The organism is Micromonospora sp. NPDC050795, assembly GCF_044456785.1.
Lineage (GTDB): Bacteria > Actinomycetota > Actinomycetes > Mycobacteriales > Micromonosporaceae > Micromonospora.
On sequence record NZ_JBITGE010000031.1, the window covers coordinates 23,890 to 44,169 of the forward strand.

Below are 20,280 nucleotides of genomic sequence, written 5' to 3' on the forward strand. Positions count from 1 at the left end.
TCTGCCACCACTCCCGGTGCGCCCGTCCACCGCGACGATGATTACCCGTTGCCTCCCGGCTTCATCCCGCCTCACGAGGGCATGCAAAGAGGATGACCAGTTTCCACGTGTCCCGGCCCCCGCCGGGAGCCGCTGAGCTGCAGCGGTGGCCGCTCACCGGCGGCAATGAGCTACGGAGCTTACGGATATCGCTGAACCGCTGCCTCGCCGATCTGACGCCCCTCCCCACGGACCTGCGGGAGGATTTCGGCGGACGACTTCTCCTGGTCGCAACGGAGCTGGCGACCAACGCGCTGCAACACGGCACGCCACCGGCAATCATCCGACTCTCAAGCCAGGACGAGTACCTGATCCTCGACGTGTCCGACAGCGACCTCACCAGCCGCCCGCATCTCACCGACCCCGTCGTTGCTGGGTGTCGCGGCCGCGGACTGATGATCAGCCAATCCCTGTCGTCACGCATCGGCTGGTACCAAACCCCAACGGCCAAGCACACCTGGGCGGCCTTCCTGTATCCCTCATGATCGCAGGCGCCGCGTAGACAGCACCAAGGCATTCATCGATGCCGCCGAGGCGTCTCTCGCAGCAGGTCGTTGACGTGCGGTTCCGAGATCCGGACGACGCCGCGATCATGAAGCGACTGCTAGCGCGGACACCGACCGGTGGCACCGGCGGGAACGCCCGATTCGCCAATCCGGACGAGTACGACATGAAAGACTCGCCCGGCTGCCGGAAGGGGCGAGGTGGCGTTGTTCGCGTGGCTGACGCTCGCCCATCGGGTGGTCCTGCCGGAGCCACCCCTGCGACCCGACAGCGCCACGTTCGGGTTCGCCGATCAGCTCGGGCTGATAGCTGGCTTCATCGCGGCCTGGCCCACCGCCTCCTGGCAGCTGGGCCGAGGGCTGACAATCGAGCAGCGCCGACTTCCCTACGACTGAGCCGGGGGCCGATCGCCCGCTCGGCCGCCGCGCCAAACAAACGGCAGGGAGATCGCTCTCCCTGCCACTTCTAACGTATACCGCACCTGGGGGCTTGCGGCAAGACCCCGGTCATGGCGCAGAATCGGCGGCCGGACCAGCACAAACAAGGTAACGGGGGCGCGACGTGGGTGTGTTGTCGATGGACGGGGACCGCAGCGACCGGGCACCACTGCTGGATCTTCGAGAGGTCGACGAGGCGCAGGTGTCGGTGGTCGGCGGCAAGGCCGCGCACCTGGGCGCGTTGTCCCGGATCGACGGCATCCGGGTGCCGGCGGGGTTCTGCGTGACGACGGCAGCCTTCCGGAAGGTCATGGCGCAGACGCCGTCGATCGACGATCGGCTCGATCAGCTGTCGCGGTTGAGCCCGGACGACCGGGCGGCGATCAGCACGCTCAGCGCGGAGATCCGCCGCAGCGTCGAGGAGATACCGGTTCCGGGCGACCTGGCCGCCGCGATCACCGGCGCGCTCGCCCGGTTCGGCGAGCAGGCCGCCTACGCCGTACGGTCCAGCGCGACCGCGGAGGACACGCCCACCGCGTCCTTCGCCGGCCAGCAGGACACCTACCTGAACGTGGTGGGGCCGGAGGCGGTCCGGCGGCACGTCAGCCGGTGCTGGGCGTCACTGTTCACCGAGCGGGCCGTCATCTACCGCCTGCGCAACGGCATCGACCATCGCACCGCCCAGATGGCTGTCGTCGTACAGCGGATGGTTCTTCCGGATGCCTCCGGCATCCTGTTCACGGCGGACCCGGTGACGGGCAACCGGAAGGTCGCGACGGTGGACGCCAGTTTCGGCCTCGGCGAGGCCCTGGTGTCCGGTCTGGTGAACCCGGACGTCTTCACGGTGCGCGACGGTGAGGTGGTCGCCAGCACAGTCGCCGCGAAGGAGCGTGCCGTCACCGCGCTGCCCGGCGGCGGGACGCGGGAAGTGGCGATCGACCCCCAGCGGCAGGAGCAGCCGGCGCTGACGCAGGCTCAGGCGCTGCGGCTGGTGCGGCTCGGGCGACGGATCGAGGCGCATTTCGGCCGCCCGCAGGACATCGAATGGTGCCTGGTCGACGACGACTTCCAGATCGTGCAGAGCCGGCCGATCACGACGCTGTTCCCCGTCCCGGCGGCCGACGACCAGGAGAACCACGTCTACCTCTCGGTCGGTCACCAGCAGATGATGACCGACGCCATGCGGCCGTTGGGCCTCTCCATGTGGCAGCTGACCGCCATGGCCCGGATGGTGGCGGCCGGCGGGAGGTTGTTCGTCGACGCCACCCGGCTGTTGGCCTCCCCCACCAGCCGCGCCGGCTTCCTCACAATGGCGGGGCGCGACGATCCGCTGATGCGCGACGCGTTGGAGACCCTGCTCGACCGCCGGGACTTCGTTCCGACGCTGCCGGACCAGGCCGGTCCGGGTGGGCCGACGACCGGCGGCCCGTCCACCTCGGGCGAGGCCGACCCGGCGATCGTGACCGAGCTGATCGAGCGCAGCGAGGCGTCCATCGCCGCCCTGCGACGCGACATCGCGACGGTGACCGGTACGGCGCTGTTCGACTTCCTGCATGAGGCGTTCCAGGAGCACAAGCGGATCCTCAGTGATCCGTTGAACATGCAGGCGATCATGGCGGGTATGGAGGCCACCTGGTGGCTCAACGACCGGCTGCACGAGTGGCTGGGCGAGAAGAACGCCGCGGGCACCCTCACCCTCTCCGCCCCCGGCAACGTCACGTCGGAGATGGGGCTGGCGCTGCTCGACGTCGCCGACGTGATCCGTCCGTATCCGGAGGTGGTGGCGTTCCTCCAGGACGTCGCGCACGACGACGTCCTCGACGAGCTGCCGAAGGTCACGGGCGGGGCCGAGGCGCACGCCGCCATCGAGGCGTACCTCGATCGGTACGGAATGCGCTGCGTCGGCGAGATCGACATCACCAGGCCACGGTGGAGCGAACGCCCCGCCACGCTCGTGCCCGTACTCCTCGACAACGTCAAGCTCTTCGAGCCGGGCGCGGCCCGGCGGCGCTTCGAGCAGGGCCAACAGCGGGCGCGGCAGCAGGCGCAAGAGGTGTTGACGCGCCTGCGGGCGCTGCCGGACGGGCAGCAGAAGGCCGACGAGACCGAGCGGATGATCGACCGGGTGCGGGCCTTCATCGGCTATCGGGAGTACCCGAAGTACGACATCGTCAGCCGCTACTTCCTGTACAAGCAGGCACTGCTGGCCGAGGCCGAGCGGCTGGTGCACGCCGGGGTGCTCGCCGAGCCGGAGGACGTCTTCTACCTCACGTTCCAGGAGTTCCACGAGGTGGTCCGCACACACCGGGTGGACGCCGCGCTGATCCGGCAGCGTCGCGACGAGTTCCGGGCACACCAGGCGCTCACCCCGCCCCGGGTGCTGACCTCCGACGGCGAGGTCATCACCGGGGCGTACCGACGCGACGACCTGCCGGCCGGCGCCCTGGCCGGTGTGCCGGTGTCCGCCGGGACTGTCGAGGGACGTGCCCGCGTCATCCTGGACATGGCGCAGGCCGACCTCGAAGCGGGTGACATCCTCGTCACGGCCCACACGGACCCGAGCTGGACGCCGCTGTTCGTCGGCATCGCCGGCCTGGTCACGGAGGTCGGCGGGTTGATGACGCACGGCGCGGTGATCGCGAGGGAGTATGGCCTGCCGGCCGTCGTCAGCGTGCTCGACGCCACCCGGCTGATTCGCGACGGGCAGCGGATCCGCGTGCACGGCAGTGACGGGTACGTCGAGATCCTGCCCTGACCGACGGCACCCGCAGGAGGAATGACATGGCGTTCCCGGTCCGGCGTCTGGCGACAGTGGTGGCCTCGGCGGTGACAGTGGTGTCGCTGGCGGCGTGCAGCGGCGGCGGCAACCGCGACTCCACCGAGGCGCGGACGACGCCGAGCCCTGAGGTGACGCTCGCACCGTCGCCAGCCGCCGATCAGGAGTTCCGTCGGCTGGAGGAGCAGTTCAGGGCGCGGCTGGGGATCCACGCCGTCGACACGGGCACCGGTCGCACCGTCCAGTACCGCGCCGACGAGCGGTTCGCGTACGCCTCGACGTGGAAGGCCCTCGCTGCCGCCCAGGTGCTCGACGTCACCACCGACGACCAGTTGGACCGGGTGGTGCGGTATCCGGCGCGGGACCTGGTGGCGCACTCCCCCTGTCACGGAGGAGCACGTCGGCGAGGGCATGAGCCTGCGCGCCCTCGCCGACGCCGCCGTGCGCTACAGCGACAACACAGCCGGCAACCTGCTGCTGCGCCACCTCGGCGGGCCGGCGGGGTTCGAGGCGAAGCTGCGCGCGCTCGGCGACACGGTCACCGAGGCGGCCCGCTACGAGACCGCGCTGAACGAGGGAACACCGGGCGACAAGCGGGACACCAGCACCGCGCGGGCCCTCGCCGACGACCTGCGGGCGTACACAGTGGGGGTTGCTTTGGAACCGGCGGACCGCGACGTGCTGCGCGGCTGGCTGCAGGGCAACACCACCGGCACGGCGCTGGTCCGCGCCGGGGTGCCGGCCGGCTGGGTGGTCGGGGACAAGACCGGGACCGGCGGGTACGGCACCCGCAACGACATAGCGGTGATCTGGCCGCCCGACCGGGCCCCGATCGTGCTGGCGGTGCTGTCCAGTCGCGACACGAAGGACGCCACCCCCGACGACACGCTCATCGCCCAGGCCACCCGGGTGGTCGTCGCCCAGCTGTGAGTCCTAGGCGGGGCGGTACTTCATGAGGACCACCCCGGAGGCGAAGGGTTCGGCGCACACCAGCTCCAGTCGTGCCGCCGGCTGACCACCGTCGAAGAGCGCCCTACCCCGACGAAGGAAGACGGGATGCACCAGGAGGTGCAGCTCGTCGATGAGCCGGAGATCGGCGAGGGATCGGATCACTGTGAGACTGCCGTAGACAACGATATCGCCGCCGGGCCGACGCTTGAGTTCGGTGATCTCGTCGGCGTCAAGGTGGGTGAGCCGCCGGGTGTTTGCCCAGGTGGCGGTGTTTCCGGAGGCAGAAACGACGATCTTCTCCAACACGTCGAGGCGTTGGGCATACCCCCGTACGTCGTCCGACTGGTTCGGGTCCTGGGCGGTCTGAGGCCAGTAGCCGGCGAAGTCGGCGTGCGTGATCCGGCCCAGCAGCAGGCTGCCGGCGTTGTCCACCAGGGCCCGCTCGTACGTCTGCAGGTGGTCGTCGACCAGGAGCCAGTCCATCTCGTCGTCGGGGCCGGCGACGAATCCGTCCAGGGTGGTCCACATCGACACGACAACCTTGCGCATCTCTCGTCCTCCGTCATGGTGCGGTCATCCCCGGGCTGGTTACCGGCCGCCGTGAGCGGAGCTCGGACGGGTTACGGTGTGCGAGCCGGGAACCACTTCTGGACGTCGACGACGCCGACCCAGGTGGGGTACTCCGGCAGGACGCCCCCGGCGTCGGTCAGGGTGACCTTGCGGCGGGCTCATGTGAGCCACGCTAGGGCCCCAACTCCTAAAGAACAAGCGACACTCCTGCATCAGGATCTAGGTAGGGTGGACGCCATGAGCGGCATGCGCACCTACCGAGATCCCTGCGGCGTCGCGCGTGGACTGGACATCATCGGTGAGCGGTGGGCGCTGCTTGTGGTGCGCGACCTCCTGCTCGGCCCCAGGCGGTTCAACGACCTGCTCGGTGGCCTACCCGGCGTGAGTCCCAACGTGCTGAGCCAGCGGCTGCGCCAGTTGACCGAGCACGGTGTGGTGCAGCGGCGGGACCTGGGCCCACCGACGCGCGTCCACCTCTACGAACTCACCGAATGGGGTCGCGCCCTGGAGCCGATCCTCCTCCAGTTCGGACGCTGGGGAAGCCGGTCCCCTCAGCAACCCGACGGCGCCCTCGGCATCGACTCCCTGCTGCTCAGCATCAAGGCCGCCTTCGACCCGGCGCGGGCCCCGGCACTCGCCAGCAGCTACGCGTTCCACATCGACTCGGACACGTACCTCGCCGACGTCGCCGACGAGGCGGTACAACTCCGGCGCGGCACGGCGTCCAACCCCGATGCGGCGCTCACCACCGACATCGACACCCTTCGGGCCGTCTGCGGCCAACAGATCACCATGGCGGCGGCGGTGGGGTCGGGGGCACTGCGGCTGAGCGGTGACGAGGACGCCAGGCGGCGCCTCACCGATCTGCTCCTGGCCCCGTTCACCCCCGCACCCCGGCCTGCCACGCCCTGACGACCGGCGATCCGTCCGAGCGGGGAATGTGCGCGTACGCGCAACACTGCCGATGTTAGGTTCGCCGACATGACCGCGCAGATCAGGGCCGCGCATTTCCACGCGGCCGACGGAGTCGAGGACTGGCGCTCCCTCTACCACCTGGTCTCGGCCTACTTCCCGACCGGCTCACTGGCCGAGGGCATCGCGCTCGTCGACGAGATCGGCCGGCTCACCGACGAAGCCCAGCAGCAGTACCTCAGCGTCGACCTGCGCGGCACCGGCGTGACCGTGAGCCTGGCCCGGCGCGACATCGCGTTGGCGCGGCGCATCTCGGCCGCAGCCAACAAGCTGGACATCCGCGCCGATCCGACCGCCGTCCAACTCGTCAACATCACCCTCGACGCACTCGCCAGCGCGGACATTCTGCCGTTCTGGCGGGCGCTGCTCGGCTACCGCCAGATCGGCGACGACCACCTGTTCGATCCGTTACGGCGCGGCCCGGGGTTCGGGTTGCAGCACATGGCCGAGGCGCGCCCACACCGCAACCGCATGCACCTCGACATAGCTGTCCCGCACGATCAGGCAGAGGCTCGCATCGCCGCTGCCCCGGCCGCCGGCGGCCGCCTGGTGTCCGACGCGCACGCGCCCATGTGGTGGGTCCTGGCCGACGCCGAGGGCAACGAGGCGTGCGTCGCTACCTGGGTCGGCCGCGACTGAGGCGGCCCGAACTACGCTCGGGCGGTCACCTGCCGTCGGCGGCGCCGTTTGAGAAGCTCGTAGACGACGCCCCACAGCCCGACGAACGCGACCGCTATCCCGCCGAGCGCGGGCAGAAACTCCGCCCCACCCCGGGACACCCACAGCCGGCCCTGCTCCGGGTCATCCGGCGAGTAGAGGACCGTGACGGAGTCACCGGTACGTGGCGGTGTCGTAGACCTCCCCCGGCCAACCTCGACCATTCCAGATGATGGTGACGCCGATACCGGTCAGCAGGATCCCGCACAGGGGGCGAACGGCGTCACCCGCCCACCCTCGGCACTGTCACGCCGCGACGGCTGCCCGGCCGACCGGGAACCGCACGCCGGTGAGGTCTTCCGAGACGGCCCAGAGGCGTTGCTGCACGCTCACGTCGTAGGAGTCGGGGCTGGAAGTGACAAGCCTCGGGTAGCCGCGCGCCTCGCCGAGGCCGTCGGGGCCGTAGTACTGCCCGCCGAGGACTGACGGGTCGGTGGCGGCGCGCAGCGTGGGCAGTGCGCCGGCCGTCGCGGGCTGGGTGATCACCGGGGCGAGCCAGGTGATCGGTGCGCGGACGGCCGCCGGGGCGTTGCGGACCAGTTCGGTGTTGGAGACGCCGGGGTGTGCGGCCACCGCGACGGTGGTGCCGTGCGCGGCGAGCCGGCGCTGCAACTCGTAGGTGAACATCAGGTTGGCGAGCTTCGACTGCCCGTAGGCGGCAACCCGGCCGTAGGCACGTTCCCCTTGCAGGTCGTCGAAGTGGATGGCGGCGCGGATGCGGTGGCCAACGCTGCTGACGGTGACAACCCGGGAGCCGGGCACAGGCAGCAGCAGGTCGAGCACCAGTCCGGTGAGCGCGAAGTGGCCCAGGTGGTTGGTGCCGAACTGCATCTCGAAGCCGTCGCAAGTGCGCTGCTTCGGGGTGTACATCACGCCGGCGTTGTTGATCAGCAGGTCGATCCGCGGGTGGGTGGCGCGCAAACCGGCCGCGGCGGCGCGCACCGATTCCAGCGAGGTCAGGTCCAGTTCGCGTACGGAGACGTCGCCGTTGATGCGGGCGGCGGCCAGTTTGCCCTTGCCGGTGTCGCGCACGGCCAGCACGACCGACGCCCCGCGCTCGGCGAGCCGCCGGGCGGTCTCGAAGCCCAGCCCGGTGTTGGCGCCGGTGACCACGGCCACCCGGCCGTCCTGGCGAGGGATCTGCTGCTCGGTCCACTTCATGTCAAACCCCTTAAAGTACCGCCGGTAAGTTATGCCTGAACGGTAAGGTGCCACCGGTACGCTGTCAAGAAACCGCCGGTACCTAAGCTAGGGTTGGTGTCATGACGTTCCAGCGGGCGCGCAGCGAGGAGCAGCGTGAGGTCCGACGCCGGGCCATCCTGGAGACGACCTCGGCGATGCTCGACGAGATGCCAGTGGCCGAGGTGACCCTGAACGAGCTGAGCCGGCGGGTCGGCCTGGCCAAGACGGCGGTGCTGCGCTATTTCGAGTCCCGCGAGGCGATCCTGCTCGACCTGCTGGACGACCGGACGACGACCTGGCTGGCCGAACTGGACCAGGAACTGGCCCACGGTGTCGACGTGAGCCGGCCGGCGATGGAACGGGTGGAGCAGACGGCCGACGTGCTCAGCCGTTCGCTCGCCGCCCAGACGGTGCTCTGCGATCTCTTCGGCGCGCAGGGCGGGGTGCTCGAACACAACGTCTCGGTCGAGGTGGTCCGCCGGCACAAGCGGGCCGCGCTGGGCAACCTCGCGGTGATGGCCGGCCTCGTCCGGCGGCACCTGCCCGAGGTCGGCGACAACGCCGAGCTGTTCTGCCTGAACGCTTTGATCATGGCCGGCGCGCTGTCCGCCTACACCTCGCCGCCGCCGAGCCTGCTCGCCGTCTACGAGTCCGAGCCGGCGCTCGCGGTCCACCACGTCGACCTACGGACAGCCCTGCGGGTCGCCATCATCACGTCGCTCGTCGGCATGCTGCCGCGCTCCTGAGTCGCTGGGCGGAATTCACTGTTCATGACGCTGTTCGAGGTCTAGCGTTGCCAGCCGTGCCCTCACACGAAGAGGTAGTCGGACAGGCCCTGGATCGGATCGGGGCGGGCTACGTCTTTCCCGAGAAGGTCGCCGACATCGACGCCGCGATCCGGCGTCGTCTCGCGGCGGGCGAGTACGACGGCCTGGACGGGCCGGCGCTCTGCGAGACGGTCACCGCACACCTTCAGCAGGTGTGCCCGGACAAGCATCTGCGGCTGCTGTGGTCGGACCAGCCGCAGTCGCTTGATCCAGCGGACGAGGACGGCGGGCGGGCGGCGTTCCTCGCGCTGCTCAGGGCGGAGAACCAGGGCATCCGCCGGGTCGAGCACCTGGACGGCAACGTCGGGTTCATCGACCTGCGGCGCATCGCGTACGCCGACGAGGGCGCTGCCGCGATCGGCGCGGCCATGCAACTGGTCGCCCTCAGCTCCGCGCTCATCCTGGACCTGCGCGCCTGTTCCGGCGGAACACCGGAGGGAGCCGCGATGTGGTGCAGCTACTTCTTCCGCGACGACCAGGTGCACCTCAACGACTTCTACGAGCGGTCCACCGGCGCGACCCGCCAGTTCTGGACGACCGCCCACCTACCCGCGCCGCGCTACGCCGACCGCCCGGTGTACGTGCTGACCAGCGCGACGACGTTCTCCGGGGGCGAGGACGTGGCGTACACCCTTCAGGCGCACGGCCGGGCCGTCGTCGTCGGTGAGACGACACGCGGCGGCGCACATCCCACAGCCCGCCACCCGGTCACCGAACACATCCTCGTGACCGTGCCGACCGCCCGCACCATCAACAGCGTCACCGGTAGCAACTGGGAGGGCGTCGGAGTGATCCCCGACGTTCCCGTCCCGGCGGAGCAGGCACTCGACACCGCGCTCAAGGCCATCGTGAGCGCGTAGACACAACAAGCGGGCCTCACCTGGTTGCACCGTTCGGCCGCGGCGGGACCTTCCGGGCCCCGCCGCGGTCTCGTATTCTCAGCCGGCAGCACGCCGGCCGGGAACACAGCGTCAGGCAGTCGCCATGCCTCGGGTGGCCAGCTCGCTGAGCGACGCGACGCCGGTGTCGCCGAGAGCCTTCCGAGCCACGGCGGGCTCGCCCAGCTCGAACACCTCGACGAGGAGAGTCGGCGATCCGGACCGGCGGCGGATCCCGTCGATCTCCTGCCGGTCAGGGTTGAACGGCAACGCCGGCCAGTGGTTCGCGGTCTCCTGCCAGCCGGACGAGATGGCCACGACAAGGCCGTCGAGCAGGGCCGCGTAGTCCTCCGGGCGGATTGCCCGACCCAGCCCGTACCGCTCGCGCAGGGCGAGGATCTCGGCCGGAACCTCCTTCGCGGAGTAGCTGTTGTTGATTCCGAGCCACCAGTGGGCGAAGTAGGTGCCCTGGTAGCCCTGGGCCAGGTAGCGCGACCCGTCGCTGTGCACCTCGATGATGAAGTTGTGCACCTGCGGGAACTGGCAGTCGAGCAGCAGGACGGTAGCGTCGCTGGCCGGCGTGGCGAGGAGCGCCTTCTTGAGCGCTTCGCCGCCGCCAGCCCCGTAGGTGTCGTGCGACAGTCGGGCCGGCTTACCTCCCGCAGTGCGCAACTGCTCGCGGATCTGGAACGCCGCCATTCCGCAGTTGGCCCACCTGCGGCTCTCGTCGCGCAACGCGATCTGCGGGTCGCCGGTCCTGCCCGTACTCCCCACCGCCGCGTTGAGCTTCACCAGGTCGACCCCTTCAGTGGCCTGGTCGCGACGCCGCTGACCGCTGTCGGTGGCACGGGCGGCCTCGCGTCGCGCGTAGTTGGTCGCCGCCGCGATGGCTTCGGCCCACACACCAAAGCCCTGACCGGGCATCAGCGCGCTCTCCGACCAGTTCACCAACACGCCGACCACCTCCCCCCGAAGGTCGGTGGGCAGGAGCGGCTCGATCCTGGCCAGGATGTCGCCGTACGCCTTCTCGTCGGTCTCCAGGTTGGGGATCTGACCGTTCGGTGGGTAGGCGTCCTTCTCCTCCGCGATGATCAGCATCCGAACCTCCACTGTCCATTGTGTAGCGACCGCCCCCACGGCGAGCCGGCTTCCAGATTGGACCCTGCGTGAACGAGCGGACACCCAACGTCGGACTTCCGTCCCGGATCGCGACGCGCAGCGCGCGGTCGGCGCCACACCTGTTCGAGCTTCGACCGGGGAGCGCGTCGCCTCTAGCTGGCTGCCTTGCCAGAGAGGGATCGCGGGTACCGGAAGGCGCTCAGCAGGGCGGTGACGAAGCCAGCCACCAGCAAGATCCTCACCACGTGGAACACCACCGCGTCGCCGGTCGAATCAGGCGGGAAGGCGTCCTTGACGAGCATGCCGACGCCCAGTCCCAGCCCCAGACAGGCATGCATCGCGGCCCGCAGGCGTGGCAGGGGCTGCGGGCGGCCGAAGATCCGGGGCGCGGCCACGCCTCCGCGGCTTCTGACGAGCAGCATGGCGGCCATGACCAGGTTGGCCGCGGCGCACACGACGGCAAGGACCACGTCCACGGGCTCCATGAGGCCAGACGCTAGCGCACCCATGCCCGCGAGTGCCGAGGCCGGCTCGCGGAAACACTGTGACGCGGCACCCTTTGCCCTAATCTAAGAATGTCGATTGTTACCGCCAGCTCCGTTCGAGGAGAGGTGTCCCGATGGTGAACGTCGATAGCCCACCCCTTCCACGGTTCCTCCCCACCCTGCTGGCCGTCGTGCTCGCCGCCGGCCTGTCCCTGGTCGGCGTCACACCGGCGGCGGCCGGGCAGACCGGCCTGCGCGCTGCCGACCCGAGCGTGATCCGCGTCGGTAGCACCTACATCTCCGTCCAGTCGGTCAATGGCGGGATCGCCGTACGGCAGGCGGCCTCCCCCGACGCGCTGGCCGCCGCGTCCGCGCGGCAGGTCTGGACGGACAGCCGCAACCTCGGTGAGGTCTGGGCCCCGGAGATCGTCACCGATGGCGGGCGCTACTACATCTACTTCTCGGCCGGGCGCGGCGCCGCCCACCGCATGTACGCGATCCACTCGGCGTCACCGGCCAGCGGCTACACGGCCGAACGGCAGCTCGCGCTGCCCGACGGCAGGTGGGCCATCGACGGCAGCCTGTTCACCTTCAACGGGCAGCGGTGGTTCGTCTGGTCCGGGTGGGCCGGGGACACCAACGTCGAGCAGAACATCTACCTCAGCCGGATGAGCGACCCGCTCACCCCGACCGGCGGCCGGTACGTCATCTCCCAGCCACGTGAGAGCTGGGAGCGCGTCGTCGGCAACCCGTTCATCAACGAGTCCCCGGAGGCGATCCGGGACCCCAACGGGCAGTTGCACATCGTCTACTCGGCCAACGGCAGTTGGAGCGACCAGTACTGCCTCGCCGACCTACGGCTGCGCGCCGGCGGCGACCCGACGTACGTGTGGGACTGGTACAAGTCGAACGGCTGCCTGTTCGGCTCGAACCGGGCCACCATGATGGCCGGCTGGGATCCCACCCTGCACGTGAACGGACCTGGCCACCACAGCTTCGTGCTGCTCAACAGCGACATCGCGACGAGCCCGCCCGCCGGGCCGAGATTTCCGCTGATGTACCACGGGGTGCCCAAGGGCACCGTGTACTCCTGGGCGAACCGCTACTGGTACACCGGCACCTTCTGCTGGTGGGGCAACACCACCTACCGCCGTGCCAACGTGCCCGGCCCGACGGCCGACACCGGGTTCAGCATCAAGTTCTTTGAGTGATCCGGACGCATGACCTGGCCCTTCGCCGGCCGTTCCGGCCCGATTGGCGTGCATCGATGGCGATCTGCGAGGGCGGGCCGAACCGCAACTGGACCTTCACCACGACCAGCTCGGGCTACTACCACATCTCGTTCAACAACGGCGGACGGTGCATGGCCGTCCGCGGCGCGGTGACCACCGAACGGGCGAAGATCGCCACGCAGGTGTGCGGCGACGCCCGCCTCAACGACCAGTGGCTGCCGATCAAGCTCTTCACCTCCGGGGGCGCTGACTACTACCAGCTCAAGAACCGGGGCACCGGCAAGTGCATTGCCGTGGAGGGCAACTCGAGGTTGAACGGCGCCGACATGATGCAGTTCACCTGCTACACGACGTCGGAGAACCAGGCCTTCACCTGGGACCTCTGGTAAGCAACGCTCTTCGGCCGCGGCGGGACCTCTCCGCGGGTGTCGGCGCGAGGAGCCTGCCCATCGCCGCATCTTAGTGGCGGTCCGCTGAGGCCGCCGAGTCACAATCGCGACCCCAGCCGAAGCACCAGGCTGTTGACGCCTCAACAGAAAGGAAACTTTCCGTCACAGCCGAAGCACCCTCTGCCCGCCTACCCATCGGGCATCGTGAATGCATGAAGCCAAAGCTCCGTGTGGTCCTGATCGCGGCCTTCGCGGCCCTGCTCGCCACGCTCGCAGTGCCGTCAGCCGCCACGGCGGCCCCGGCCGACCACCAGGGCGCCGCCATTGCGGCGCAGTCGACGAACCCCGCCAACGTGAGTACGGCCGACAATCCGAACGCCGGCATCAGCGGCGTCTCGTCCCAGGCTGTCGGCCCCTGCCCGTACACCGCTGTCTGCGTCTACACCGACACCTACTTCGCCGGGCGCATGTTCGTGCTCTATCAGTGTCGGTGGTACTCCCTCACCAACTGGAACGGCTGGGGTTCCATCTACAACCACCAGACCCCGTACGCCTGGGCCGACCTGATGGACCAGAACCGCAACCCGATCCGTGGCTTCGTCGCCGGCGAAGCCTGGGAAGTTCTCGACTTCTCGCCGGTCTGGTACATCCGGATGTGCTGAACCGCCAGCGGTGGGCGGGAGTGGGGCCTACTCGCTCCCGCCCGCCGGGCGATGGCGAGTCCCCCGAACAATCCCGCGTCGACGTCGCCCGCCGGAGATCACGTCGGCCTCTGCCGTCCTTCCTGCAGAGCCGGCAGATGGCGGCGGGCCGCAGTGGCACCGGGCTCAGCCAGTCGGACGTCGAGCAGAACTACGGCCTCGCCCTCGCCGCGCTCGTCCACCCGGAGCGCTTCCCCGAGGCCGTGCCACTGTTCGCGGCGGGCGCGTTCGAGAGCGAACCGGGCGAGGATCCAGAGGAGCAGGACTTCACCTTCGGCCTCAACCTGATCCTCGACGGCGTCGAGGCCGCCATCGCGCGGCGCACCCGCTGAAGGTCCAACCCGGTCTACGCGAGGAACCTGCCAACCGCCGCATCCTGGTGGCGGCCCGTTGGGCCGCCGGGTCACAGTGACGACGCCAGCCGAAGCACCAGGTTGGTTGATGCCTCAGCTACGCATGCCCCTGATCGCGGCCTTCGCGGCCCTCCTCGCCACGCTCGCAGTTGCCGTCGGCCGTCACCGCGGCGGAACCTCTTCGGGTTCCGCCGCGGTTTCGCATCCCCGGCGGGTGGCGAGATCGACTATAGAATTAAGAAAGTTAAGATTGACTCCTTGAAAGTTAAGGATAGTCAAGGTACAACTTCAGTTATGACAGAACAGGCGATGGACTGGCAGGACCTGACCAGCCTGACGCGGGGGCAGCCGTTCGTCGTCGAACGGGTGCGCCTGGCGAGCAACGGCGTCGCGATCGAGGGCGAGTTCGAGCCACCGCAACTGGCTCAGCTCAACGTCGATGATCAGGTCTTCGTCACCGCGTTCGTGCGCTGCCACGGTTCCATCAAGGAGATGGAACGCATCTTCGGGGTGAGCTACCCGACGATCAAGTCACGCCTCAACCGGATCACGCAGATGCTCGACTTCGTCGAGACCGACCCGGCACCCTCACGAGCCGACATCATCGACCGGTTGCGCCGCGGCGAGATCACCGCACAGCAGGCGCTGGCCGAGCTGGACGGCCAGCCGTGATGCCGCAGCTGGTGACCGTCAAGGTCAACCGCGCCGACCGCCGGCCCATCCACGTCTGGGTTCCCGTGCTCCCCGTGACGCTCGCGCTCCTCCCGGTCGTGGTCCTGGTCGTGGTGGCGGCAATCGTGGCCTGCGTCATGTTCCGCATCGGTGTGGTGCGGGCACTCGGCGCCGCCTGGCGTGTCATCTCGGCGCTGCCCGGCGCCCGCTTCGACATCGAGCACTGCCGCACGGCCGTGCTCGTGGCTATCCAATAAGGAGAGGTTCGAATGACCGACCAACGCAAGGACATCCTCGACATGCTGGCTGCGGGCAGGATCACCGCCGAGGAGGCGGAGCAGCTCATCGCGGCACTCGAACGGGACCAGGCACCGGCGACGGTAAGTCACGACGCCCGGCCGAAGGGCAGGGTGAAGTACCTGCGGGTGGTGGTGGACAACACCGACAACCTCGAACCGTCACGGGTCAACGTGCGGGTGCCACTGCAACTGCTGCGGGCCGGCGTACGGCTGGCGGCGCTGGTCCCGCCGCAGGCCCTGGTCAAGGCCAATGCCTCACTCAGCGACTCCGGTGTGCCGATCGACCTGACGCAGCTCAAGCCCGAACAGTTGGAGGCGCTCGTGGAGCACCTCGACGAGGTGACAGTGGAGGTGGATTCCCCCGATGCCACAGTGCGGGTCTTCTGCGAGTAGGCGCCGTCGAATGGGACGGGCCCTCGAGAGGGTGCTGGAACACCCTCCCGAGGCTGCGCCCGCAGCAGCAGAGCACAGGTGAACTGCCAACCTGAAGTTTAGCCACTCACCAGCAAGCAGCGGAGGGACCACTCGGCCGGGTGGTCCCTCCGCGCCGTCCCGCGCAGGCCAGCGGGGACAGCCGACAAACAGGGCGGCAGACATTGCGGCGACCTGGGCGGCTTGCCCATTTCAGCTCTTGGCCTGGCTGCGACGGACCCGCCGCCGGGGCTTGTCGTCGCCGCCGGCCAGCCGGGTGAAGGTGAGCATGTTCGCCAGCGCCACGGCGATGATCGCGAGGCCGACCTGGATCGCGAGCACGACCCAGTCCCAGCGCAGCACCCACACCTGCACGTTGGCCCCGTCGTCGATGTCGAGCGCCCTGGCGACCACTGTGCCCAGCACCGCCGAGCCGACGCCGATGACGAACGTGGCGAAGACGCCGATCCGCTGCCTCCCCGGCAGGATGAGTCGTCCGAGCAGGCCGACGAGGGCGCGATGAGCACCGCGCCGAGATAACCACTTACCAGCATTGCTGTCTCTCCCCTCCAGCAGTGCGGAGATACATGCCCGGATCTCACGTTGCCGGAAACCCCGCCCCGATCAGGGCCGCGAGCATGTCACCCGGACCCACTACTCTGGCGGAGCTTTCACCCCTGAACGAAGGAAACCCATGGCCCGCCCCTACAAGCCCGGCCCCAAGCAGTTCGTCTTCGCTGGCGGCGACGGCAACGATCAACACGTCTCGGTGGGCGACCCGCAGGAGGCGTACGTCGCGTTCTCCGCGTTCTTCCGGGGCCGAGAGTCCGACACGTACACCATCACCGACGAGCCGGCGAAGCAGCGCCTGGTGCTCATGCCCAGCCTGGGGGTGATCTCCCGGATCAGGGAGGCGGACCATCCTCGGTCGGAACACCTCCGGGTCGACAGGCCCAACCGCTACCTGCCGAGCGCGATGCTGTTCTTCGAGAACGGATATGCCGGCCTCGACCACTTCGGCCAGTGGCTCGCCGACCTCTCCGACCTCGACGCGTCACCGGAGGCCCGCGGTGCCGCACGCGCCGCCACGATGACGACGGAGGCAGCGGCCATCGAAGAAGTGGGCCGGATCTGGGCGGATTCCGGCTACGTCGACCCGACCGACAGTTACTACATCTTCTTCGACTCGCAGGACATCGGCGATGATCGGGCCGACCGAGCCGAACTGCTCCAATTGATCGAGTTCCTCGGTCTCGAACGGGTCGACGCCCCGGCCGAGGCTGCCGGGGGCGAAGTCTGGGTGCGCTCCGACCCACGCCTCGACGCCCAATCTGAACAGTGGTCGTGACGAGATGAGAGACATCGTTTTCACGCGACGCAGCGGCTGGATCCCGACCGTCATCCGCGAGGACGACGAGCTGAAGCTGATGCTCGGCGCCGGAGCCGACGCCAACCACGAGCCCCGCACGTTCACGATCCCGATCTCCGAAGCCCACTTCGCGGTGATCCGGGAAGACCTGGCCCGACACCTGCTGCTGTGGAGTGCGGTCCTACCGCTGTGCCACGCAGCGGGGACCCGGGGCCAGCTCGACGAGGACGCCGCCGTCGCACTCCTGGACCCGATCCTGCTCTCCCCGCCCGCCGACGTCGACGCGCTGTTTCGGCGCATCCCGTGCTACCAGAGCCGGCTCGTCGCCCACGGTGCGCACATCCGTCTCCTGGAGCGCGGTCAGGTCTGCGAGGCGATGCGCACGGCGACGGAGGCGGCGAACGAGAAGCGCGCCCAGGAGCATCACGCGGACCGCCGCCGCATCGAGCGCGGGGCTACCCTCGGGCCGCTCGACGCGCAGATCCTGCGCTACACGGGCCAGTACCTGCACGGCGCGACAATTCCACGGCGGAACCCCGATGCCGTCGACCCCGCGCTGCTGCCCAAGGTCATGCGGGTGATCGCCACCGCCGAGCAGGCGTGCGCCGGGATGCGGATCGGCCTCGACCCACGGCGGGGACGCCGGGCCACGGACAAGCGCGACTGGAAGCGGATGGAGGCGAGCGTCGACGCGGCCGTGCGCCGCGCGTACCCCGGGCTCGTCGATGACGCGGTGCGGACGGTGACTTTCCTGATGTGCTCGGAGGCCGCGGACCGCGCCAGGAGCACGCCACCGGAAGACGACGACTCCGGTGCGAGTGTGACGAAGGCGGCCCTGACCTTCACCGACGACAAGGGCGGCGAGAAAAAGTGGCTACGGGACGGCCCTCGCAGCGCGTCCGCCGAGTTCTGGGAGTTCGTCGCCGACCGCTCGGCCGGGGACAACGAGGTGTTCACCATCGAGGACGAGGACATGGGCGAAGGGATCCAACTGCACTTCTACGCGGACTCCATCGCCCGGATCACGACGCTGCGACAGGGTGAAGCCGGGTCGGACCCGGAGTATCGGGTCGAGTACAGCCTGGTCGACGGGATGGGCGGGTACCGGCACCTGGTGAGCCTGTTCGTCAGCGGCGGCTACGCCGCCCTCGACCAGCACGGTCCCTGGATGTCGGACGCCGCCGAGTTCGAACGCGCGCGTCGTCAGCGCAAAGCCCGGTAGTCCCAGCCCTTCCCGCGAGCGTCATTCGCCTACCCGGGCGGCTCGCCTGTGCCCTTCTCTTTCTCGGCCGGTTCGGGCACCGTGGGCGGGTGAGTGAGTACAGCGCGGCGAACATCACGGTCCTGGAGTTCGACGAGTCGGTCCGCCAACGGCCGAGCATGTACTTCGGGGCCGACCCGCACCTGGCAACAACCGTCCTGACCGCCGTCGTCATCGCGTCCCTCCACCCCGGCCCAAGAGTCGCGCCCAGCGGCCCACCCGATGTCACCGCGGAGATCCTCGATGACCTCGCGTTCTCGATAACCGACAACTGGCCGACCGGCCCCGGCGGTTCAACCGACGGCCACTACGGATCCGTGCTGACCTCCTACCGCTGGGTCCACGCCGCAGCGGCCGCGGTGAGCACCCAGACCACGATCGAGACCTGGTACGCGGGCCACGCCCTGCGTCAGCAACTCGCCGGCTCACGCCCCGCCGGACCTTCCCACGACGTCGACGCACCAGGTGGCACCGGCACCACAATGACGTTCCGCCTCGACCCGGCCTTCTTCAGCCCGTCCATCCTCGACGCCCCCACACTCGACCTCCACGCCGAGGTCTGCTGCGACGTTCCCGGACGGTTCCGGCTCCGCGACAGCCGCCCGGGGCGGGGCTCACGACCTGGGCAGGGTGGCGCGATCAGCGGGTGAGACCGACGAGCGTCGCCAGTCGCGCCACGCCGGCCGGCGCCGGCTGCACGCGGGCAACATCGGCGACGAGGGTACGCGCCAGAGACCGACACCGAACCTCGGCCGGCGCGACACTGTCCGCATCGACAAGCGCCCGAGCAGCCCCGCGCACATCACCCAGTCGCAGGTACGCCCGCGCAGCGTCGACCAGGTACGCGCCCCGACACTCAGCCGCCCCCCACCCCCCACCCCCAACCCCCCACCCCCAACCCATTGATCATGAGGTTGACCGGCGGTTTGATCTCCAGGAAGCCCGCCAACCTCATGATTACCGGGGCGCGCTGGGGAGGGGAGGATGCGGTGGTTGCGGCTTGCGCCGCGCGAGAAGTGCGCACGGCGGAGGTTGCGGAAACCCTTGCCCATCAATAGTTTGACGGCCATGATTCTCCCGACCGAGCCAATCGGAAGCTTCCCTCGACCGCCGGCGCTGCTGGCCGCGATCGCCGATCATGGCGCCGGACGGATCGGGCAGGCCGCTCTGGACGAGCAGTACGACGCCGCAGTACGGGACACCATCGCCGCCCTTGAACGGCTCGGCTCACCCGTGGTCACCGATGGCGAACAGCGCAAGTCGAGCTTCGCGACGTACCCGCTGTCGGGTCTGGACACACTGGCGTCCGACGGTGCCGTCATCCCGTTCGCCGACGGCCACACGCGGCAGCTTCCCCGCCTCACCAGGGGACCGTTCCGCTATGCGACGCGATCGCAGGCGTACCTGACTGCCGCGCAACAGCACGCGACAGTGCCGGTCAAGCAGGCGGTCATAGCGCCGTCCGCGCTCAGCCTGCTGTACCCCCAGCAGGGCATCGAGGGGTACCCCCGAGAGGCGTTCCTCGATGACCTCATCGACGAGGCGGAAGCCGACATCCGCGGCGCGCTGGACGCCGGCGCTCAGACGGTGCAGCTGGACTTCACCGAGGGCCGTCTCTCGATCAAGCTCGACCCCTCCAAGGGCCTGCTGGAGACATTCGTGGCCCTGAACAACCGTGTGCTCGAGCGGTTCACCCCGCAGGAGCGTGCGCGCATCGGTGTGCACACGTGCCCCGGCGGCGACCAGGACTCCACCCACAGCCTCGACGTGGATTACGTCGAGCTGCTGCCGAGCCTCTTTGCGATCGACGCCGGCGTCTTCTACGTGCAGCTCGCCGGAGAATCTGAGCCGGAACGGGTGCTGGCGGCGATCGCTGAGCACGCCCGACCGCACCAGCGGATCTTCGTCGGCGTGACCGACCCGGTCGACCCGGCGGTGGAGACCGCTGACCAGGTGCGCGACCGCGTACTACGAGCCGCTGAGTACATCTCGCCCGACCGGCTGGGCACGTGCGACGACTGCGGTTTCGCGCCGTTCGCCGACGACCTGTCCACGTCGCGGGACACGGCGTGGGCCAAGGTACGCGCCCGGATCGAGGGAACCGCCCTGGCCGCCGAGCACCTGGCCGGCTGAGGC

General features: G+C 69.3%; 24 protein-coding genes and 1 pseudogene. 19 read left to right on the forward strand and 6 right to left on the reverse strand.

Annotated features, from left to right (window positions below; all coding sequences use genetic code 11):
* Nucleotides 1-92 precede the first annotated feature (92 nt).
* From ACIBEF_RS24515 to bla, 4 genes and pseudogenes are all read left to right on the forward strand, one after another.
* Nucleotides 93-524, forward strand: a complete 432-nt coding sequence (locus ACIBEF_RS24515; RefSeq protein WP_396795482.1) for an ATP-binding protein — start codon at nucleotides 93-95, stop codon at nucleotides 522-524.
* A gap of 219 nt (nucleotides 525-743) precedes the next feature.
* On the forward strand, nucleotides 744-938 hold the full coding sequence (locus ACIBEF_RS24520) for a hypothetical protein (protein ID WP_396795483.1): 195 nt from the start codon (nucleotides 744-746) through the stop codon (nucleotides 936-938).
* A 181-nt stretch (nucleotides 939-1,119) separates the two neighbouring features.
* Nucleotides 1,120-3,735, forward strand: a complete 2,616-nt coding sequence (gene rph / locus ACIBEF_RS24525) for a rifamycin-inactivating phosphotransferase (RefSeq protein WP_396795484.1) — start codon at nucleotides 1,120-1,122, stop codon at nucleotides 3,733-3,735.
* Nucleotides 3,736-3,761: 26 nt separating this feature from the next.
* Nucleotides 3,762-4,686 (forward strand): annotated as a pseudogene (bla, locus tag ACIBEF_RS24530) (class A beta-lactamase).
* Between the two features lie 3 nt (nucleotides 4,687-4,689).
* Here the strand turns inward: bla and ACIBEF_RS24535 are convergent.
* A complete protein-coding gene (locus ACIBEF_RS24535) occupies nucleotides 4,690-5,256 on the reverse strand; it encodes a dihydrofolate reductase family protein (protein ID WP_396795485.1) in 567 nt (188 codons plus the stop codon).
* A gap of 258 nt (nucleotides 5,257-5,514) precedes the next feature.
* Between ACIBEF_RS24535 and ACIBEF_RS24540 the strand changes: the two genes are divergently transcribed.
* Entirely contained in the window at nucleotides 5,515-6,189 is a 675-nt protein-coding gene (locus ACIBEF_RS24540; RefSeq protein WP_396795486.1) for a winged helix-turn-helix transcriptional regulator, read from the forward strand.
* A gap of 69 nt (nucleotides 6,190-6,258) precedes the next feature.
* Nucleotides 6,259-6,888, forward strand: a complete 630-nt coding sequence (locus ACIBEF_RS24545) for a VOC family protein (RefSeq protein WP_396795487.1) — start codon at nucleotides 6,259-6,261, stop codon at nucleotides 6,886-6,888.
* An 11-nt stretch (nucleotides 6,889-6,899) separates the two neighbouring features.
* On the opposite strand, the gene ACIBEF_RS24550 is transcribed toward ACIBEF_RS24545, so the two are convergent.
* Together ACIBEF_RS24550 and ACIBEF_RS24555 are read right to left on the reverse strand one after the other, a co-directional pair.
* Complete coding sequence (locus tag ACIBEF_RS24550; RefSeq protein ID WP_396795488.1) at nucleotides 6,900-7,130, reverse strand: DUF3592 domain-containing protein; 231 nt, start codon at nucleotides 7,128-7,130, stop codon at nucleotides 6,900-6,902.
* A gap of 82 nt (nucleotides 7,131-7,212) precedes the next feature.
* Nucleotides 7,213-8,127 (reverse strand): SDR family NAD(P)-dependent oxidoreductase, encoded by a 915-nt coding sequence (locus ACIBEF_RS24555; protein WP_396795489.1) that lies wholly within the window; start codon nucleotides 8,125-8,127, stop codon nucleotides 7,213-7,215.
* A 101-nt stretch (nucleotides 8,128-8,228) separates the two neighbouring features.
* Between ACIBEF_RS24555 and ACIBEF_RS24560 the strand changes: the two genes are divergently transcribed.
* Nucleotides 8,229-8,894, forward strand: a complete 666-nt coding sequence (locus ACIBEF_RS24560) for a TetR/AcrR family transcriptional regulator (RefSeq protein WP_396795490.1) — start codon at nucleotides 8,229-8,231, stop codon at nucleotides 8,892-8,894.
* A 56-nt stretch (nucleotides 8,895-8,950) separates the two neighbouring features.
* Entirely contained in the window at nucleotides 8,951-9,835 is an 885-nt protein-coding gene (locus tag ACIBEF_RS24565) for a S41 family peptidase (protein WP_396795491.1), read from the forward strand.
* A gap of 111 nt (nucleotides 9,836-9,946) precedes the next feature.
* Here ACIBEF_RS24565 and ACIBEF_RS24570 read toward each other — a convergent pair whose 3' ends face one another.
* Both ACIBEF_RS24570 and ACIBEF_RS24575 read right to left on the reverse strand, forming a co-directional pair.
* A complete protein-coding gene (locus tag ACIBEF_RS24570) occupies nucleotides 9,947-10,951 on the reverse strand; it encodes a hypothetical protein (RefSeq protein WP_396795492.1) in 1,005 nt (334 codons plus the stop codon).
* 173 nt (nucleotides 10,952-11,124) lie between these two features.
* The gene (locus ACIBEF_RS24575) at nucleotides 11,125-11,457 is read right to left on the reverse strand and encodes a hypothetical protein (protein ID WP_396795493.1); all 333 of its coding nucleotides are present in this window, start codon (nucleotides 11,455-11,457) and stop codon (nucleotides 11,125-11,127) included.
* A gap of 134 nt (nucleotides 11,458-11,591) precedes the next feature.
* On the opposite strand from ACIBEF_RS24575, the gene ACIBEF_RS24580 reads away from it, so the two are divergent.
* The 7 genes from ACIBEF_RS24580 (at nucleotide 11,592) to ACIBEF_RS24610 (ending at nucleotide 15,496) form a co-directional block, all read left to right on the forward strand.
* On the forward strand, nucleotides 11,592-12,668 hold the full coding sequence (locus ACIBEF_RS24580) for a glycoside hydrolase family 43 protein (RefSeq protein WP_396795494.1): 1,077 nt from the start codon (nucleotides 11,592-11,594) through the stop codon (nucleotides 12,666-12,668).
* 56 nt (nucleotides 12,669-12,724) lie between these two features.
* A complete protein-coding gene (locus ACIBEF_RS24585; RefSeq protein ID WP_396795495.1) occupies nucleotides 12,725-13,078 on the forward strand; it encodes an RICIN domain-containing protein in 354 nt (117 codons plus the stop codon).
* 212 nt (nucleotides 13,079-13,290) lie between these two features.
* A complete protein-coding gene (locus ACIBEF_RS24590) occupies nucleotides 13,291-13,740 on the forward strand; it encodes a hypothetical protein (protein WP_396795496.1) in 450 nt (149 codons plus the stop codon).
* A gap of 137 nt (nucleotides 13,741-13,877) precedes the next feature.
* Nucleotides 13,878-14,111 carry a hypothetical protein gene (locus tag ACIBEF_RS24595; RefSeq protein WP_396795497.1) on the forward strand — a complete coding sequence of 78 codons (234 nt, stop codon included), beginning with the start codon at nucleotides 13,878-13,880 and terminating at the stop codon, nucleotides 14,109-14,111.
* 315 nt (nucleotides 14,112-14,426) lie between these two features.
* Complete coding sequence (locus ACIBEF_RS24600) at nucleotides 14,427-14,804, forward strand: DUF2089 domain-containing protein (protein WP_396795498.1); 378 nt, start codon at nucleotides 14,427-14,429, stop codon at nucleotides 14,802-14,804.
* Nucleotides 14,804-15,061, forward strand: coding sequence for a hypothetical protein (locus ACIBEF_RS24605; RefSeq protein WP_396795499.1), 258 nt, complete (start codon nucleotides 14,804-14,806; stop codon nucleotides 15,059-15,061). Before ACIBEF_RS24600 ends, ACIBEF_RS24605 begins: the two co-directional genes overlap by 1 nt.
* Before the next feature lie 12 nt (nucleotides 15,062-15,073).
* A complete protein-coding gene (locus ACIBEF_RS24610) occupies nucleotides 15,074-15,496 on the forward strand; it encodes an SHOCT-like domain-containing protein (RefSeq protein WP_396795500.1) in 423 nt (140 codons plus the stop codon).
* Between the two features lie 231 nt (nucleotides 15,497-15,727).
* On the opposite strand, the gene ACIBEF_RS24615 is transcribed toward ACIBEF_RS24610, so the two are convergent.
* Entirely contained in the window at nucleotides 15,728-15,940 is a 213-nt protein-coding gene (locus tag ACIBEF_RS24615; protein WP_396795501.1) for a hypothetical protein, read from the reverse strand.
* A 268-nt stretch (nucleotides 15,941-16,208) separates the two neighbouring features.
* On the opposite strand from ACIBEF_RS24615, the gene ACIBEF_RS24620 reads away from it, so the two are divergent.
* The 4 genes from ACIBEF_RS24620 to ACIBEF_RS24635 all read left to right on the forward strand — a co-directional run bounded on the left by ACIBEF_RS24620 (nucleotide 16,209) and on the right by ACIBEF_RS24635 (nucleotide 20,277).
* On the forward strand, nucleotides 16,209-16,862 hold the full coding sequence (locus ACIBEF_RS24620; RefSeq protein ID WP_396795502.1) for a hypothetical protein: 654 nt from the start codon (nucleotides 16,209-16,211) through the stop codon (nucleotides 16,860-16,862).
* Nucleotides 16,863-16,866: 4 nt separating this feature from the next.
* Nucleotides 16,867-18,105 carry a DUF6357 family protein gene (locus tag ACIBEF_RS24625; RefSeq protein WP_396795503.1) on the forward strand — a complete coding sequence of 413 codons (1,239 nt, stop codon included), beginning with the start codon at nucleotides 16,867-16,869 and terminating at the stop codon, nucleotides 18,103-18,105.
* 89 nt (nucleotides 18,106-18,194) lie between these two features.
* Complete coding sequence (locus tag ACIBEF_RS24630; RefSeq protein ID WP_396795504.1) at nucleotides 18,195-18,794, forward strand: hypothetical protein; 600 nt, start codon at nucleotides 18,195-18,197, stop codon at nucleotides 18,792-18,794.
* 418 nt (nucleotides 18,795-19,212) lie between these two features.
* A complete protein-coding gene (locus ACIBEF_RS24635) occupies nucleotides 19,213-20,277 on the forward strand; it encodes a cobalamin-independent methionine synthase II family protein (protein ID WP_396795505.1) in 1,065 nt (354 codons plus the stop codon).
* The last annotated feature ends 3 nt before the right edge of the window (nucleotides 20,278-20,280 follow it).